We start from the raw sequence: 17,066 nt of genomic DNA, 5'->3' as shown, positions 1-17,066 counted from the left end.
TCAGCGCCGCCAGCTCCACGCCGCAGACGTAGTCGGCGACCTGCAGCATGCGGTACCCGTCAGGCCGCGCGTCGCGATAGATGACCGCCCCGTAATAACAAAAATGCCGGGGGGATCCCCCGGCCCTTGATAGCCCCCTCTTACGAGACGACCAGTTACTTTATATCACAGCCTATCTCAAGATGCAAGGAAGTTCTTAGGTTGTTATGATTCAACATTAATACAATGTCATACTATATAATCTTCTCGTCCGTCTCACCAAAAGACGGGAATAGGGCAGGTCAAGGCCGCCCGGCGAGAAGAACGCGCTGCCCGCGGACGCTACCGCCCCGCCCGGCCGCGTACCCTCCGGACGATGGTGGCCACCAGCAGAACAAGCACCACGACCAGCAGCGCAAGCCCGCCAATGCGCAGCCAGCGCTCAACCTCGAGCGCGGGCGAGCCGGTCGACTCCGCCGGGATGAACGCCGCGACCACCCGCTCGACGGCGCCCGGGCCCTCCTGCGCCTCGTCGTTCTCCACCCGCTCGCAGTACACCAGGTAGCGGTGCGAGGAGACGGCGTAGGGATGGCAGGTGAAGAGCGTGACCAGGTCCCTGCCCTCCTGGACGGCCAGCGCGTCGACGTCGTCCGGCTCGATGACGCGGATCTCGCAGACCCGGTAGGTGAGCTCGTCCCAGGCCGTCGTGATGGTAATCGTGTCCCCCACCTCGAGAAGCTCGATGTCGCGGAACATCTGCACGCCGTGCCAGACCCCCCGGTGCGCCGCGATCACGCAGTTGGAGGGCTCCCCGCCGACGGGCATCGAGGTCCCGGCGACCACCGCCGCGCCGAGCTCCATGTTGGCCTCGGTCGCCCCGAGGTAGATGGGCAGCGTGACGCCCATGGCCGGGATGTCGATCGAGCCCACGATGCCGTCAGGCAGGCCCATCGCGGCCAGCTCGTCGCCAGAGAAGGCGAAGGGGTCGTTCACCTCGTCGCCCGTGCCCTCGCGGACCCGCTCGCTGTACTCGACGAGCGACTCGTAGGTGGGGTCGCCCTCCTTGGGGCGGAAGGCGTCCCCATCGTCTTCCGCGGCAGCGGAGGGATCCTCCTCGTCGGACACGGTCGCGGACGTGCGAGACTCCTCGACCACCTGCTCCACGCGCCCCTGCTCGATGACCGCCGAGACGCTCGGCGCCAGGAGCAGGCACGCGCCAATGGCGAGAAGGACGAGCGCGGCCACGAGGGGCGCCACCCCGCCCCGCCGCCTACGGGGCCCCTCGGGGCCGGGCGTTCCCTGGGCGAGGTGCCTAGCCACGGTAGCGCCTCCCGTCACGTCTCCGACCGTCACGCGGGATGACGGGCCTCACGCCGACGGCGCGTCCCGGGCCGGCCGATTCGCCGCCTCCGGAACCCTGGCCGGCGAAGTGCCTGCCCGTCGGCCTTGGCGTGGGACGACCCGCGGAAGCCGGGGCGCTTCCCGAGCCGCCGCGCCCGCGGGACCGAAGCTTGGACACGAGCACGTAGGCGCCGATCACCAGCGCGGCGAGAAGCAGGCCGAGAAGGACGGAGGGCAGCAGCGCCTTGTCGGGCGGCTCGGTGTAGCCGGAGGGGAAGTCGGCGTCGCCCTTGTCGAGCCACTCCGCGGGCAGCTCGCAGCGCTCCGCATGGACGAGCAGGCGGTGGGTGTTAACGCCGTACGGAGTGCAGGTGACGAGCGTGCAGAGGTCGCGGCCCTGCTCGATGACGAGGGAGTCCGTCTCATCGGGGAGGACCACCTCGACGGAGGTAACGCGATAGGCATGATCCTCGCCGAGGACCGAGATGACGAAGTAGTCCCCCACCTCAAGCTGGTCGAGGTTGTCGAAGATCTTCATCGAGGGGAGGCCGGTGTGGCCGGAGAGGACGCAGTGCGTCGACTCGCCGCCGATGGGGACGGAGGTGCCCTCGAGATGCCCGACGCCATGCTCGAGCACGTCGGTGTCCGTGGTGTGATAGATGGGCAGCTCGACGTGAATCTTCGGGATGTTGATGGTGGCCATCACCCCGTCGCCGGAGAGGTTCAGGACGTTGTCGTAGTCCTCATCCGTGGGACGCTCGGCATCGGGATCGAAGGGGTCCGTGACCACAGCGCGACCGTCGAGGAGCTGCTGGTTGTAGGTGACGGCCTTCTCGCGCTCGGCAGCGAGGGTGGCTTCGTCGGTGCTGTAGACACTCTGAATAGTAGTATCAACAATCTCTTTTTCCCGTGCCTGGTTCAGGGCATCGCTCACGAACGGATACGCAATACAGCCCATCCCAACGAGAAGTGCAAGAAGCGCAACGAAGACCCCTCGCCGCGATGGGAGCCCCCTTTTTATCTCTCCCCTAAGCGCGGACATAAGAGCCTCCTAATGTTCCAGAAAACGTATCAATCGTCAATCGAGGGACACACTTTGTAAGCTGCCGCACAAGCGCAACAATGACCCGGCCCCCTCACTGGGGAGCCGGGTCGCCTAGCTCGTTAGTCACGACCGAAATGGCCGCGAATCAGCGACTAGTTCTCCTTGCGGGAGCGGACAATGAAGGCGGCCGCGCCGGCAACAAGAACAACGCCGGCGGCAGTCAGGGCAACGGTGCCCATGCCGCCGGTGGTCGGCAGCTCAATGCCCTCGTGGTCGGTGGAGGCGACGTTGGGAATGTAGAAGGTGCCGCCCTCAGTGGTGACCTTAATCTCAATCGGGTTGATCACGATCTGGTAGCCGGACGGGGCAGCGGTCTCCTTGAGGTAGTAGGTGCCAGGCTTGAGGAGCGTGTCGGCGTCCGTAGAAGCCTCGCCGTTGACGGTCTGAAGGGTTACCTGAGTCGTGCCGTCCTTCTTGTAGACGGCATGCTTGCACTCCTCATCATAGTAGAGCGCGAACTCGGCGCCGGTCAGGAGATCCTCGCCCTCCTCGTAGGTGTTGTTCTTGTTGGCGTCACCGTACTTGACGATGTCGAAGCCGACGAAGTCGACGGTGACGGTGTCGCCTTCGGTGTTATTGGTCGAAGTGACCTTGTTGGTCACGCCGTCGAGCGTGGCGGCAGGAGTGATGAGGCCCTTGTACTCGATGGTGTAGGTACCGGCGTTGACCGAAGTGCCGTTGGTGTTCTTCTCCTGGAGCCAATCAGTATCGAAGGTGACCGTGAAGGACTGGGCGCCCTCGTTGCCAGTGACGGCGTAGACACCTTCGGCGGAGACGGGCTGGCCGTTCTTGTACAGCACGACGTCCTCAGCACCGGTGAAGGTGAGGCCGGTGCTCATGGTATCGGTGAGGACGAACTCGCTCTGGTTGGCGTTGATCTCGAAGGTAACCTGGAAGGTGACCTCGTCGCCGACCATGGCGTAACCGAGCTCACCGCCATTCTGCTCAAACTCGACAGCGCCGCCGGTAATCTTCTTGTCGAGCGTCTCGGTAGTCTTCTTGAGGTCGATATAGGCGTCATCGAAGGTCCAGTCAGTGGTGCCATCGACGGCGACCGGGCTCATGGCGACGATCGTAGGCTGGTAGGTTACGGACTCGTCTGCGGGGACGACGTCGACGAGATAGAGACCGGCGTCAATGTTGCTGAAGGTGACGGAGGTCTGGCCGTCCTGGACCGTAGCAGCGTTACCGAACGGAGTCGCGTCGCCGCGGTCCCCCCAGACGTCCTGAGCGGTCTCAGAGCCAGCGGCGTCGAGGTAAGCGTCAACCGTGCTCTGCTCGAAGCCGGTCTGGATGACGAGTGTGGTGGTGTTGTCACCGTTGAGCTGAACGTCAGCGACCTTGTAGAGGGTCACCACGTCACCCGGCTGGAGGTTGCTAACCGTGATGGTCTTGGTCTCGCTGCCAGTCCACGGCGTAGGCTCGGCCTGGGCCACGCCCGGGACGATGGCGAGAGCGGCAACGAGCGCCACGAATGCAGCTAGCAGCCCCCTCAGCCTGTTCTTGATGTGAGCCATTTCTCTTCTCCTTTCGCCGACTCCCCCGCCGGCATTGCCCACAAATTGCTAAACTAATTCCCTATCAACACCACCCGGTATTGCCGAGCGGGAGTTGCTGATGAGTCGTCGCCTCTAGCCTCGGAGCAGGCCTTTCCTTCTCGCTAGGTAAGCCCCGCCGAGCACGACTGCCGCAATGCCAACTGACATCATGAGGATTGCACCAGAGGAGCCAGATGATGGGAGGTCAGGGTTGGGCTTGTTGGCTACGGAGAAACTAAACGTAGCGGTGTCCTTGTTAAGCGGGACCGTCTCGGTAATCGGATCCTCGTCTTCATCTCCAGGAATGGTAAAGATCGCCTGATCTCGTTGAACCTCGATCTTGATCGTCTGGTCGAGGAGCTGGTAGCCCGAGGGAACCTTTGTCTCCTTGAGGTAGTAGGTACTTCCCTCCTCAAGTCCAGTGAGAATGACATGCCCCTTTATCACGCCATCTTCGCCGTTGCTCGTGGTTCCCTTTGCGACTTCGTTCTTGCACGTCTCATCGCTGTAAAGCGTGAACTCGGCGCCTGACAAAGGCTTGTTGGGATCTGCAATGGGATCTCCACTATCATCCTTACCAAGCTCACCCTTGAAGATGTCGAGGTTATAGACGTTATACACGTTCGTGAAGGAAACCGTTAACGGCTCAGCTTGCTCTGCGTCAGAGGACTTGTAGGTCGCAGTCCCTGCATCCTTCCACTCGCCGTCGCCAACCTTCTTCTTAAGCGTCAGCACCGCCTGGATGTCGTCCTTCGCGTTCTCATCGACCCAGCTCACGGCAACAGAGACGCGCCAAGTGGTCTCCTCTTCCTGATGCCATTTGCTGTCCTCGCCGAGAACCTCCGCATACTCGTACACATAGGTGTGGCCAACATTTGCGGCCGTCAGCGTCAACTCATTGGCGGAGCGGACCGTACGAGCTTCAGTCGTGGTAACCGGATCTGCGTTGCTGAAGGTCAGAACATTATCGTTAAACGTGCCACCGAGCTCGCCAGCAAGAACAGAGAGACCAGCAAGTTCGGCTGCCTGGGCAGCAGTAGTACCCGTTGCCTCATCGGCAAGCGCCGTCACGGTGAAGTTGAAATCTCCCTTGTCCGCATCATGACCGACAACTTGCTTGGTCTCCTGAAGGCCTGCAAATGTCAGGGACACATAGCGGTTTACGAACGGACGAGGCGAAACTGATATTCCGTACGTAGATGCACTGTCGTCATTTAACGGACTGTAGAGCCTCAGCGAGACATAGAAGGGATACCAAAGTCCATCTGGATCACTGCGCGGCTCTACGGTAATGCCCACCAGATACGTCGTCTCGTCGTAGACCAAGTCCGTTTCCCCGTCGGCCTGCTTCTCAGTTATCTGGTAGTAGTAGGTATAACCTTCCTGGAGTTCCCCACCATCAGTAAAGGTAATCGGGCAGAAGTAGCCGCCTCTGAGCATATTCCACGTCTCGGGATCTACGTCATCGAACTCCGGAAAATCGCTCTGCGTCAGCTCATCATCATTGTCAATAACAAGCGTTGACTGAACCTTGCCGTCACACTCCGGCATGGGCATCTCATCCGCCGGTATCGACTCGACGGTCTTGCCGGTTTTGTTATCCTTAACAGCAACTGGCTCGATTTCAAATTCAAAGCTGTCGCTCTCGTTCCAGTCGCGCCCGTCAATTGCCTTGAGAACCGGAATCTGGAACTCAACGCCATTGAAGGTGTTTGTCATGACAACCTTTATGACAGGATTTGCCCCAAGGTCCTTGCCCTCGTTCGTCTCGCTCTTAATCCCCTTCCGGCCGACTTCGTCCTCCACACTTGATGCATCGCCCTTCAGGGGATTGCCATTACCGTTCTCCATAGAGAACGTCGGCTCGAGATAGTCCTCATCGCTGAACGCCATTCCATCCGCGTTCACCTCGTAAACGGTGACCGTGTTGCCGCCAACGATCCCCCGAATCTCAGCATGCTGACCGGCCATGAGCTCGATGAGGCCGCCGTTGGTCGTCCTCTGCTCTCCCGACGCATCGTCATCGGAATCGTAGAGGTAGTACACGCCCTCGTACTGCCTAGAGCCAATCATCACCATGGCGTAGAAGACGTCGCCATCCTCCACCTTGCCGTCCTTCTTGACCTCGACGTTGAACGAGTTCTCCGCGGAGATTGAGTTCTCGAACGTCACGTGGGCAGTCTGGTTCACGACGAACTCAGGGCTCTTGACCCCGTTGACGGACCCGTCTTCCCACGAAGCGGAGGTGCCGTTGATCTCCACCTCGTACTTGTCGCTCGTCGCGCCCGTCTCCACGACGTAGTAGCGGCTCTGGCGGGTGATGCGCGAGCCGTCGGGGTTGTCCGACGTGATGAGTCGGGCGGTCTGGCCGTCCTTGAGCTTGATGACACCGTTCTCGGCCGTGAGCCCATCCTGCACGCGCTCGCCGTCCTCGTACACGTCATAGGTGCCGGTGTAGAGCTGGTAGTCCTTGCCGTCCCCGTCATAGTCGACGTAAGCGTTGAACGTGAAGTCGATGTCCGAGACATCGTTGAGGTTGGAGTAGGTTACGTCCTTCTCGATCTCGACCGAGCCGTCGGGAATGGTCGGGAGGTTGAAGCGGATGCGGCAGTTGGACCCGCCGTCACCGCGCTCGAGGTAGAAGAACTTGATGGTGTGCGTGGCGTACGGGTCGTCGTTCCACGTCTTGCCTGCAGCGGCGAAGGCCTCTTCGATGGAGCCATACGTAACACCGGTTGCCCCAGTCCAGTGCTGACCCTTCTCGCCGCGATACGGCTCGGCATCGTAAGATATCGCGCCGGTACGGAAGTTGATCTTTCCGCTCGTTGCGTCATGAATGCCGCCGAGGTCGAGCACGAGCACGTCGTCGATGAAGACCCAGACATCATCATCTCCGGTGAAGTCGAAGATCATGTCCTCGCCGTTGGATAGTACGCCGGCCTCGCCCTCGTACTCGGGCATGTAGAAGGTCGCGGAGATGTCCAGGCCGAAGGAATAGTTGAAGTTACTTGTCTTCGACCTATCGTCGAACGGGGTGAACTGGGGGACGCTCGCCGCGCCCGTCCTCGGGTCCTCCGTCAGGATAAAGCTCTCAGATCGCTCGCTATATCGAGCGTAGTTCTGCGAGCTGTCGAAGTAGTAGTAGCCATCGCCATCGCGCTGGAGAAGGCCGGTCACGTTCTGGTAGTTGTGAATATAGAACCTGTTGGATCCTCCTCCCCCAAACAGATAGGAGAGGCTCTGGGTAGAGCGAGTCGTCAGATTGTTAAGGACCGGGTACCCATCGTCTGACAGTTTTCTCTGAACGATCTCGGCAAACATCTGATTGCCGTGGGTGTACTCGTTGAAGGTATTGTCATTCGCGTCACCGAACTTCATGGCATGGCGGTTGTCATTGATTTTTCCCCGACCATCAGACCGGTCGTAGTCATGGAGGTTGACTACGATGCCATCGTCCTGAGCAGCGTCAGCCCACGCCGCGGCCGGAGCAACCCCAAGCCCGAGCAACAGTGTCACCGCGGCAAACGCCACCAGCGAGGCGACCCTTCCGAGCGCCGTTCTTCTCCGTACCTTCATCCGCCTACCTCCATGCCTTTGGAGCGCCAATGCGTCCATGCTTCGTCGCGTGCCATAGACTGAGACGCATTTTCAAATCACATGTAGGCAAGTTTAGGGTTGGTTGAGGGCTAATCTCTTTTCCTGTTTTATGATAGGGGGTACCGAAATCGCATCATATTCGCAATATTATGGGGAGGGGGTACGTATATTTCGAAACAGCATTCTCATGCTGTGGATATCGACTGGTTCTTCTCGCCGAGAACCAGCGAACGGTTGGGTGCGCTGAGCTGGAATAACGCATCCATGCACGTTATTCGCCTCACGCCACCTCCACCATTCTGCTGAGAGGGGGTATTTCTTTCACTCACGAGATTATTACACGACCGCGATTGTCACTACGGTCAGAGCATTATCAAATGTTATAACTACGACCCTAGGGACGTCAGTCCTCGGGCCACACCTCGTCCACCACCGTGTAGACGTTGGCTAGCTGAGCGCCGTTCTCCGCGTGGACGGGCTCGGAGATTACGATGCCCTCGCGGCGCATGCGGGAGAGCAGCCGGTCGACGGTCTTCTCGTTTCTCCCCAGGGCGAGCGCGATCTTTGCCTTGGAGCAGGGCCTGCCCGCGTGCCGCTCGATGAACTCGATGATCTGCGCCTCCGTGGGCGTAAGTCGGACGGGCCCGTTCGCCGTCATGCGGATGCGCTTGGAGCGCCGCTCGCGCCGCAGCCGGTCGCTCATGCGCCCGCCGTCGCGGGCGTCCTTCGCCGCATCGCGCTCAGCGCCCTCGTCGGACACGCCACCCCGAGAGGCGGCCCCGCCCCACTGAACCTTGCTTGCGCCGATGCGCGCCATGAGCCACGTCCCTCCGCCCAAGACCTGTCACCTTGCGACGGGTCGACGACGAGGCCGGGCGACCGCCGCCCCCCTACGTTACGGAGGGAACGCGGCAGCAAGATTGCGCAACATTGCATCGGGGCAGCTCGCGGGCGACCGGCACACGCGGATCCCACGGATTTGGTGCCTGGGGGCATCGCGCTGCGGCGGACTCGCCCCGTGCGGCCAACGCGTTCTTCTCGCCCTGCGCCCGCCCGTCAGTCGAGCGGCTGCGACTCCTCAACCACCTCGTAGACGTTGGCGAGCTGCGCGCCGTTCTCCGCGTGGACGGGCGTGGATATGACGATGCCCTCCCGGCGCATGCGGGAGAGCAGACGATCGACGGTCTTCTCGTTGCGGCCCAGCACGGCCGCTATCTGCGCCTTGGAGCAGGGCTTTCCCTCGTGCCGCTCGATGAACTCGATGATCCTTGCCTCAGTGGGGGTAAGGCGGACGGGCCCCGCGGCGGTCATGCGGATGCGCTTGGCACCGCGCGCGCCCCGCGGCCTCCGCGTGTCGGCGGCCCCGCGCGCCTGGGTGGCGTCCTCGGGTCCGGGCGTCATCTCCAGGGGTTTATCCGGTGAGGAACCCCCCCCCCACTGCACTTTTTTCGCCCCTATGCGCGCCATCCTGCGCCCTTCCCGTCACGTGCCCGACCAATCAGAGCCTAGCCCTCTGGTCGCGCAAGACACATTGTTCCAATCATTGCGGAAAGTGTACGGGGCGAGCGGGGGCGCGTCCGCGCAAGGCGTTGCGCAATCCGCGGCGCGCCATCAAACCGTCATCATTTCGTGGGGAGGGGGTCTGACGCGTGGGTGCCGGCTATCGGGCCTTGGTGGATGCACTGGAGGCAGCCCGCCCAGGACTCGGTCTCGAACTCCTTGCAGATGCGGTCGATGTCCTCGTCCGTGAGGACTTTGCCGTTTGCCAGCTTGTATTCGGCCATGTCATCCCCCATTCGTTCTACAAGCGCCTTGTACCATTAAGCCACGTCCCTGTCCGAGCGCCTCTTGTGGACACTCTCATCGTCCACAAATTCGGACACACAGCGGCATCGCAGGAACAAATGGACAGCTAAAAAAACTAGGGCGCATCCGTCTACGCGGACACGCCCTTACAAAACCGAGACGGTTTTTTCATCTGTTCTCAGTCTCTGTCGCCGGGAGCCAGATGTCAACTAGCCTCAGTATGAAATCGAAAAACGACACGAGAGACCCATCCTTCGGGCAGAGCGGTTCTACCTGAGAAAACGCATCCCTCACGTCCATCATCAGTGCGGCATGTCGATGCCTTGTTGAGCTCCTTACGCAGAATCTGTACGACGCGTAGAGGGACGCGGCGATCTGGGCAACTCGCAGGTTATGCATCTTAGCCCGCCGTGCCTTTGTGTTTCTTATCCCGTGGGCTCCCATGGATGCAAGCAGAACGGCCGGCGGCGAATATCCTGCCCTCTGAGCGGATGTCTGAAAGCCGTTAATTATGCAGCTATTATGACATGCCGCATTCCGGAGGGACTTCACGCTCTTGAGGACATAATGCACTTCCAACATCTCATTGTCATTCCACCTGCGAGCGCAGAACAGCCACAGGTCGCAGAGCATGCCGAAATCAACCGCCTCAAGGAAAACCCAGAGCGGGTAACCATTCTCATAGCGAGCGATGAGGTCGCCCGTATACTCGTCATGGGATGCGCCCTTTCGAGCCCTGCGGCTTAGTCCTGAGCTTACCCTCTGCCTTTCTCGGCCTCTCAGGTCAGAGACATAGTCGTGAACTAAGTCATAGCCATTCTCCCCTTGCCCGCTTGCCCTATCGAGCAGCTCGACTCGAGCAAAGTGCTCGACGTCAAGGGTAATCTCACGCAGTGCAGAGCGAAGAACGCGATCAGCAGACGACAGTCTGACGAGTGCTCCGAAGTCTATCCCGATGTAGCTCCCCGCCCGCTCACCCGAAGAGCGCATGGGATATAGCTTGCGGTAACACGCCGCACGAAGGTGATTGTTCGCATGGGCAAGATAGTCCGCGGCCTCCTCATCGCTACAGAGGTTGAAGGTCACTCCTCTCGACTTGAGGTGCTCTATCTGCTGATTCACGGTAAGCAGAGGCTTTGATTGGTTTTTCTCACTGCTCGGCATGGCATCTCACCTCCCCAGGGCGCGAGCGTAGCACCCGGGGCGGCAGAGGTGTCTTCCCAGTTGCTGACGCGTTGCTGCGCCCGCAGGTCAGTGCGGGTTTGGGGAACCGCGAGCCATGGTTCTTCTCGGCGGGTGGCGGGAATGCGGGGATGGGCGGGATGCGGGGGCTCGCCGCGTCGTGGGGCGCGTCGCCTCTCCCCCGCGGAGCGCTTGTGCGGGGGCTTGGCGACGGAACGCAGAGCGGGAACGTCGTCTTTCCCCCGCGGAAAGGCCGTGCGGGGGATTCGCGACGGAATGTGCGGGGGAAACGTCGTCGAGGCCCCGCAGGGTAGCCGTGCGGGGGCTTCGCGTCAAACCGCGGGCCGGAAACGTCGCCGGGGCCCCGCACACCCACTCCGCGGGGCCCCGGCGACGTTCTACGGGACCAATCTGTCGCAAATCCCCCGCACGCCAGCTCAGCGGAGCCAACACGACAAGGCAGGGATCACCCTGTGTTCTGCAGGCCTGCCGCAACGCCGGAGACGGTGCAGAGGATGAGGTAGGTGAGGGCGTCGCGCTCCTCGGGCGTGAGGTCGCCCGCGCGCAGGCGCCGCAGCGCGAGGGCCTGCGTCACGGAGAGCACGTTCACGAAGGGCAGGCGCATGCGGATGACGGGGCCCAGCACGCGCCGGTGCTCGAGCGGCCACTCGTCGCCCACGATGGCGAGCACCCAGCGTCGGGTGAGCGCCATCTCGTCAAGGACCTTCTGGGCGAGGTCGTCGCGGTCGCCGAGCGAGAGGTAGAGCCGCGCGATGCGCTCGTCGGTCTTGGAGAGCGACATCTCGACGTTGTCCACGAACGTGGTGAAGAGGGGCCACTCGGCGTAGGCCTCGCGCAGGCGGTCGAGGTCGCCCAGGCGCTCGCACGCGGTGCCCAGGCCGAACCACGCGGCCAGGTTGATGCGCGCCTGGCTCCACGAGAAGATCCACGGGATGGCGCGCAGGTCGTCGAGGGAGGTGGCGCCGAGGCCGCGCTTCGCGGGGCGCGACCCGATGGGCAGGAGGCCCACCTCGGTGAGCGGCGTCACCGTGGAGAACCACTCCGCGAAGCCGTCTGTGTGCAGGAGGTCGAGGTACTTCTCGCGCGAGGCGGCGTCGAGCGTGCGCGCGAGCTCCGCGTACTTCTCGGTGGCCTCGGTGTTGACCCAGTCGATGGAGGGCGCGGACTGCAGCAGCGTGGCGCCCGCGACGGACTCCACGTGACGACGCGCGAGCGTGGGGTCGCCGTAGCGGGCGAAGATGACCTCGCCCTGCTCCGTGAGCTTGAAGCGGCAGTTCACCGAGCCCGAGGGCTGGGAGAGCACCGCGCGGTTGGCGGGCCCGCCGCCGCGCCCGACCGCACCGCCGCGGCCGTGCATGAGGACGAGGTCGATGCTGTTCTCGTCCGCCCAGCGCGCGATGGCGGCCTGCGTGGCGTGCAGGACGAGCGTGGCGGAGGTGGGGCCGGCGTCCTTGGAGGAGTCGGAGTAGCCGAGCATGACCTCGAGGCGGCGGCCTGTCTGCTCCAGGCGGCGCTGGACCTCGGGGAGGCGGATCATCTCGTCGAGCGTGGCGACGGCGTTCTCCAGGTCCTCGGCCTGCTCGAAGAGCGGGATGACGTCGAGCACGGGGACGTCGGCCTCGTGCGCGAAGGCGAGGTGCGCCAGGCGGTAGACGTCCGCCACGTTCTGCGCGGACTTGGTGAAGGAGATGATGTAGCGGCGCGCGGCGTCCACGCCGTTTTTGCGCTGGATCTGCCCGATGGCGCGGAAGGTGTCCAGCACCTCGCGCGTCATGGGCTGGAGCTCGCCGCGCTCGCCCCAGCGGCCGTGCTCGCGGATGTCCTCGAGGGCGCGCGTGTGCACGACGGAGTGCTGGCGGAACTCCATCTCAACGAGGTGGAAGCCGAAGGTCTCGGCCTGCCAGATGAGCTTCTGCAGGGGCCCGTATGCCGTGCGGACGGCACCCGCCTTGGCGAGCGAGAGCTGGACCACGCGCAGGTCGGCGATGTAGGCGCGCGCGTCGGGGTACATGATGTCCGCGGTGCGCCCGATGGTGGCGCGCAGGCGCTCGGCGATGACGAGCATGCACGCGCGGTGGAGCTCGCTCGCGGAGACCTCGAGCGCGCGGGCGGTGATGGCCTCGCTCATCTCCATCTGGTGGTTCCAGAGGTTGACGAGCTGGTCGGAGGGCGGCGTGGACGCGGCGTCGAGCGTGAGGTTGCGGCCCGTCGCGCGCGTGGCCTCGGCGAGGGCCTCGAGCACGTGGGCGCGGAACTTCTCGGCGACCTGGCGGCTCACGCGGGCGGTGACGTTGGGGTTGCCGTCGCGGTCGGAGCCGATCCAGCTACCGGGGTGGAAGAACGCCGGGCAGACGGGCGGCACGGTGCCGGCGCGCTCGCCGAGCTCCCAGTCGTCGAAGCGGCGATAGACCTCGGGCACCATGTCGAAGAGCGTGTTGTCGAAGATGTCGATGATAGTGTCGGCCTCCTCGACGGGCGTGGGCTTCTTGTGCGCGATCGGCGAGGTGCGGAAGAGCGCGTCGATCTCCTGCAGGAGACAGCGCTCGTTCTCCGCGAGCGCGATCCCCGCGAGGCCCTGCCGCGCGGCGAGAAGCCCGGCGATGCGGCGGATCTTGCCCTCGACGGCCTTGCGACGCGCCTCGGTGGGGTGCGCGGTGAAGACCGGACGGAACTCCAGCCGGTTGAGCAGGGCGATGGCCTTGCCGCGTCCGCACTCGTCCACGAGCTGGCGATAGGCGACGGTGATGTCGTTGATGGGGTCCTCGTCTGCCGTGGTGGGCACAGTGCTCTCGCGGCTGCGCAGCGACTCCACGCGGTAGTTCTCCTCGCAGATGTTGGCGAGGTGGAAGTACGCCGTGAAGGCGCGCATGATGATGGTGGCGCGCTCCTCGTCCAGGCCGTCGATGATGCGCTCGAGGTCGGAGAAGGCGGCGCGCTCGCCCTCGGTCTCCTCCGCCTCGTCCGCGTTGGCGCGGATCGCGTCGGCGAGAAGGACGTCGAAGGTGGCGCGCACCTCGGGGTCGAACTCCTCGAGCACCTTGCGGACCAGGCGGAGGAACAGGGCCATGTTCTCCGCGATGCTCTCGGGGAGGTCGACGCCGGAGAGCGCCTGGCGCGCGGAGTCGGTGGCGGCGCGGACGGCGTCGGCCAGCTCCGGGGAGGCGGGCATGATAGCGGACGGGCTCTCGGGCGAGAGGTTCTTCTCGGCCAACGTGTCTCCTTTGACGGGCGGGCGGTACACGTGCGATGCGTATCCACCATAGCGTGAGTGGGGGCCCGGCGAGAAGACCGCGCAAGAAAGACCCATGGGGGAAACGCGTTGTTCACGCGGGGCGGGCGGGGGCGCGGGGGGGTGGCGGCTGGCGGTCGGCGGCTGGCGGCTGGCGCTCAGTTCCGGAACTGAGCGACAATCGGGGCCTGAGGCTCGGGCTGAGGCCTAGCCCCTCTCGCCTGACCGCGGCCTTGCCTGCTCGGGTTGTGCGCAGTTCCGGAACTGAGTACAGCCCCGTGCTCAGTTCCGGATTTGAGTACAGCCCCGTGCTCAGTTCCGGATTTGAGTGCCGTTCGGCATGCGTAATCTGGGCTTGCGACCAGACATCCATGCTCGGCCGCGACTCCAGGCGCCCGGCTGGCACGCAGTTCCGGATTTGAGCGCCGCGCTGTACGCAGTTCCGGATTTGAGCGCGGGGGCATCGGGGCCGCCCGCCAGCGCAGGGGTCAGCCAGACGGCGGCGCGGCGCGCTTTACATTCCCGTCACGGCAGGACGCTACAATCGTAGGGCGAGAAGAGCCCTGAAAGGAAACAAGTCGTCCATGCCACGCAACCCGTTCAAGCGCCACGAGGTCACGCCCGTGCGACCCGCAAACCAGACGCCCAAGACGCCGCGCTATGGCGTGGTGGTGAAGGGCCGCAAGCGGAAGCGCCCGCCCAAGGCGGCGGCCGACAGGCAGCCCGGGTTTCTCGCCCGCGTGGCCAACGACTGGTGGAACCGCCTCATCGGAGCCGTCTTCGGCGGCACCTTCTCGAGCGAGACCGAGCAGTACCTCGCCCACCAGACCAAGCGCGACTACGTGTGCAACACCCTGGGGCAGGCCGCCTGGGGCATGCTGTTCCCGCTGCTCACGATGATCGCCACGTGGTTCGTGGGCGCCGAGCAGGCAGGCCTCTTCTCGATGGCCTTCACCGTGGGAACGCTGCTGCTGTTCCTCGCCAACTACGGGGTGCGCACCTATCAGGTCTCCGACCTCGACGAGATGCAGACGTTTCTGGACTACCAGGTCAACCGCATCATCACGTGCGCGCTCATGCTGCTTGTGGGATGGCTGTGGTGCCAGTTCCGCGGATATGACGGCTACATGTTCTCCATCTGCATGGGCGTGCTCGTCTTCCGCGCGGTCGACGGCCTGGCCGACGTCTACGAGGGGCGCCTGCAGCAGGCGGACAAGCTCTACCTGGCGGGGCTCTCCCAGGCGGCGCGCTGCGTGCTGGGGATCGTGGTCTTCTTCGTGGTCCTGCTCGTGACGCGCAACCTTGCGTGGGCGAGCTGGGGGCTCGCCGTGGGCGGCGTGGCGTCGCTGCTGCTGCTCTCCCTGCCGCTTGCCTTCTTCGAGACGGAGCGGTCGCTCCCGGCGAGCTTTCGCGGCGTGAGGGAGCTCTTCGTCCAGTGCTTCCCGCTGTTCCTCGCGCTCTTCCTCTACAACCTCATCGACTCCGTGCCCAAGTTCACGATGGAGGGCGCGCTCAGCTACGACAACCAGCTCTACTACAACGCCATGTACTTCCCCGCCCACTCCATCCTCATGGCGGCGGGCTTCATCTACAAGCCGCAGCTCGTCCGCCTGGCCCGCATCTGGGACGACCCCGAGAAGCACCGGCGCTTCGACCTGCTGGTCCTGGCCATGATGGGCGTGATCGCGCTCATCTCCGGCGGCATGGCGCTCGTGATGGGCACGGTGGGCATCCCGGTGATGAGCTTCATGTACGGGATCGACTTCGAGCAGTTCCGCAGCCTCTGCCTCGTGATGGTGGCGACGGGCGGCGTCTGCGCGTGCATCGACTTCCTCTATCAGATCATCACGGTGCTCCGGGCGCAGGAGCAGGTCTCGAGGCTCTACCTCATCGCCATCGCCTTTGCCGTGCCGGTCTCGATGCTGCTGGTCAACTTCGCCGGGCTCGCGGGCGCCGTGGTCTCGAGCCTCGTCTCCATGGCCATCCTGCTGGTGCTGCTCGTGACGGAGTACTTCACCATCCGCAAGCGCATGGCGGGAGGGCGCTAGGCGCCCTGCCTCGGTCGGCCGCCGCGCCGCGGCCCCTGGCGAGGCCGGCCCTTGCGGACGGAGTACCCGAAGGACCCGATGCGCCTTCCCAGCTCGAAGTACTCGCCGTGGCTGTACGCGGTGAGGCCCGCGCGGCCCAGGTCGAGCCTGCCGCGCGCGTCGAGGAGGCCCTCCTCCACCTGGACGGCGGTCACGTCCGCGAGGAAGAGGTGATGGCTTCCCAGCTCGAGCACGTCGCGGACGCGGCACTCTATGCTCACCGGCGACTCCTCGATCGCGGGCGCAAGCTCGAGCGTCGCCGTCGGGGCGGGGGTGAGACCGCACTCCGCCCACTTGTCGAAGTCGCGGCCGGAGCGGACGCCGCACCAGTCGCACGCGCGCTGGAGCCGCGTGGTCACGAGGTTGACGACGAACTCGCCGGACTCGCGCACGATGTGATAGCTGTGGCGCTCGGGCCTGAGGGAGATGGAGAGCATGGGCGGGTTGGTGCAGACGGTCCCCGCCCAGGCAACGGTCACGATGTCCCTCTCGCCCGCCTCGTTTGCGCAGCTCACCATCACCGCGGGAAGCGGGTAGAGCATGTTTCCGCCCTTCCAGGCCTGCTTCGCCATGACTCCCCTTTCATTGACCGGACCCTAGGGTCCCCGACTGCGCACGTGCCGCGCATTCCACCCAATTCTGGCATCAAAACGCGGCATGTGTACAGTCGGAACGGGCAGCCTCGCCCCATCGGGGGCGCGGGGTAGAGCGCCCGCGTCGCACAACCCGACAAAACGGGCGATTTTTCCTCAGATTTGTCGGGTTGTGCGACGCGGGCCCGGGGCCTCAGGAGCAGAGCGCGCCGCCGAGGCGCGTGCCCGCCCAGACCGCAACGAGGCACGTGGCCACGTTCGCCGCGACGTTCATCGCCGCAGCCAGGCCGTTGCCCGCCTCGAGCAGCTGAAACGTCTCGTTGGAGAACGTCGAGAACGTGGAGAGCCCGCCGCAGAGCCCCACGGTGAGAAGCAGGCGCGCGGACTCGGGCAGCGGAGAGACCGCGTTCGCGCCGCTCACAACGCCGATGATGAGCCCGGCGAGGACGTTGGCGACGAAGGTCCCCGCCGGCAGGCCCGGCAGGAGTGACGAGAGTGCCAGTCCCAGGCCCCAGCGTCCCACGCTTCCCACGGCCCCGCCCAGCGCTACGGCCACAAGCTCGATCATGCGAATCCCCTCTCCCGCCG

Annotated in this window: 12 protein-coding genes; 1 reads left to right on the top strand and 11 read right to left on the bottom strand. The window is 64.0% G+C overall.

What is annotated here, in order from left to right:
* Nucleotides 1–321 precede the first annotated feature (321 nt).
* From E0L17_RS09570 to E0L17_RS09530, 9 genes are all read right to left on the bottom strand, one after another.
* On the bottom strand, nt 322–1,299 hold the full coding sequence (locus E0L17_RS09570; RefSeq protein WP_167931009.1) for a class C sortase: 978 nt from the start codon (nt 1,297–1,299) through the stop codon (nt 322–324).
* Complete coding sequence (locus E0L17_RS09565; protein ID WP_167931008.1) at nt 1,292–2,362, bottom strand: class C sortase; 1,071 nt, start codon at nt 2,360–2,362, stop codon at nt 1,292–1,294. Before E0L17_RS09565 ends, E0L17_RS09570 begins: the two co-directional genes overlap by 8 nt.
* Nucleotides 2,363–2,517: 155 nt before the next feature.
* Nucleotides 2,518–3,942 (bottom strand): SpaH/EbpB family LPXTG-anchored major pilin, encoded by a 1,425-nt coding sequence (locus tag E0L17_RS09560; RefSeq protein ID WP_167931007.1) that lies wholly within the window; start codon nt 3,940–3,942, stop codon nt 2,518–2,520.
* Between the two features lie 114 nt (nt 3,943–4,056).
* Nucleotides 4,057–7,539, bottom strand: a complete 3,483-nt coding sequence (locus E0L17_RS09555) for a SpaA isopeptide-forming pilin-related protein (RefSeq protein ID WP_167931006.1) — start codon at nt 7,537–7,539, stop codon at nt 4,057–4,059.
* A gap of 424 nt (nt 7,540–7,963) precedes the next feature.
* Nucleotides 7,964–8,398, bottom strand: a complete 435-nt coding sequence (locus E0L17_RS09550; RefSeq protein WP_167931005.1) for a helix-turn-helix domain-containing protein — start codon at nt 8,396–8,398, stop codon at nt 7,964–7,966.
* Nucleotides 8,399–8,616: 218 nt separating this feature from the next.
* Entirely contained in the window at nt 8,617–8,961 is a 345-nt protein-coding gene (locus E0L17_RS09545; protein WP_167931004.1) for a MarR family transcriptional regulator, read from the bottom strand.
* 221 nt (nt 8,962–9,182) lie between these two features.
* Nucleotides 9,183–9,344, bottom strand: coding sequence for a hypothetical protein (locus E0L17_RS09540; protein WP_167931003.1), 162 nt, complete (start codon nt 9,342–9,344; stop codon nt 9,183–9,185).
* A gap of 190 nt (nt 9,345–9,534) precedes the next feature.
* Nucleotides 9,535–10,530, bottom strand: coding sequence for an Abi family protein (locus E0L17_RS09535; protein WP_167931002.1), 996 nt, complete (start codon nt 10,528–10,530; stop codon nt 9,535–9,537).
* Between the two features lie 484 nt (nt 10,531–11,014).
* A complete protein-coding gene (locus E0L17_RS09530) occupies nt 11,015–13,738 on the bottom strand; it encodes a phosphoenolpyruvate carboxylase (protein WP_167931014.1) in 2,724 nt (907 codons plus the stop codon).
* A 644-nt stretch (nt 13,739–14,382) separates the two neighbouring features.
* On the opposite strand from E0L17_RS09530, the gene E0L17_RS09525 reads away from it, so the two are divergent.
* Complete coding sequence (locus tag E0L17_RS09525) at nt 14,383–15,846, top strand: lipopolysaccharide biosynthesis protein (protein ID WP_206109104.1); 1,464 nt, start codon at nt 14,383–14,385, stop codon at nt 15,844–15,846.
* On the opposite strand, the gene E0L17_RS09520 is transcribed toward E0L17_RS09525, so the two are convergent.
* Nucleotides 15,843–16,457, bottom strand: coding sequence for a flavin reductase family protein (locus E0L17_RS09520; RefSeq protein ID WP_167931001.1), 615 nt, complete (start codon nt 16,455–16,457; stop codon nt 15,843–15,845). The genes E0L17_RS09525 and E0L17_RS09520 overlap by 4 nt on opposite strands.
* 214 nt (nt 16,458–16,671) lie before the next feature.
* Nucleotides 16,672–17,046: a fluoride efflux transporter CrcB gene (crcB, locus tag E0L17_RS09515; protein WP_167931000.1), complete on the bottom strand. Its 375-nt coding sequence runs from the start codon at nt 17,044–17,046 to the stop codon at nt 16,672–16,674.
* Nucleotides 17,047–17,066: the final 20 nt, after the last annotated feature.

Source organism: Olsenella sp. SW781 (genome assembly GCF_012027725.1).
GTDB lineage: Bacteria > Actinomycetota > Coriobacteriia > Coriobacteriales > Atopobiaceae > Thermophilibacter.
The sequence above is the reverse complement of the archived record's forward strand: the minus strand, read 5'-3'. Positions and strand labels throughout refer to the sequence as shown.

Bases quoted from the DNA above. Each gene is read 5' to 3' on its own strand.
- E0L17_RS09525 (WP_206109104.1), top strand. From the start codon at position 14,383: ATGCCACGCAACCCGTTCAAGCGCCACGAGGTCACGCCCGTGCGACCC.
- crcB (WP_167931000.1), bottom strand. From the start codon at position 17,046: ATGATCGAGCTTGTGGCCGTAGCGCTGGGCGGGGCCGTGGGAAGCGTG.
- E0L17_RS09540 (WP_167931003.1), bottom strand. From the start codon at position 9,344: ATGGCCGAATACAAGCTGGCAAACGGCAAAGTCCTCACGGACGAGGAC.
- E0L17_RS09520 (WP_167931001.1), bottom strand. From the start codon at position 16,457: ATGGCGAAGCAGGCCTGGAAGGGCGGAAACATGCTCTACCCGCTTCCC.
- E0L17_RS09560 (WP_167931007.1), bottom strand. From the start codon at position 3,942: ATGGCTCACATCAAGAACAGGCTGAGGGGGCTGCTAGCTGCATTCGTG.
- E0L17_RS09545 (WP_167931004.1), bottom strand. From the start codon at position 8,961: ATGACGCCCGGACCCGAGGACGCCACCCAGGCGCGCGGGGCCGCCGAC.
- E0L17_RS09530 (WP_167931014.1), bottom strand. From the start codon at position 13,738: ATGCCCGCCTCCCCGGAGCTGGCCGACGCCGTCCGCGCCGCCACCGAC.
- E0L17_RS09555 (WP_167931006.1), bottom strand. From the start codon at position 7,539: ATGAAGGTACGGAGAAGAACGGCGCTCGGAAGGGTCGCCTCGCTGGTG.
- E0L17_RS09565 (WP_167931008.1), bottom strand. From the start codon at position 2,362: ATGTCCGCGCTTAGGGGAGAGATAAAAAGGGGGCTCCCATCGCGGCGA.
- E0L17_RS09535 (WP_167931002.1), bottom strand. From the start codon at position 10,530: ATGCCGAGCAGTGAGAAAAACCAATCAAAGCCTCTGCTTACCGTGAAT.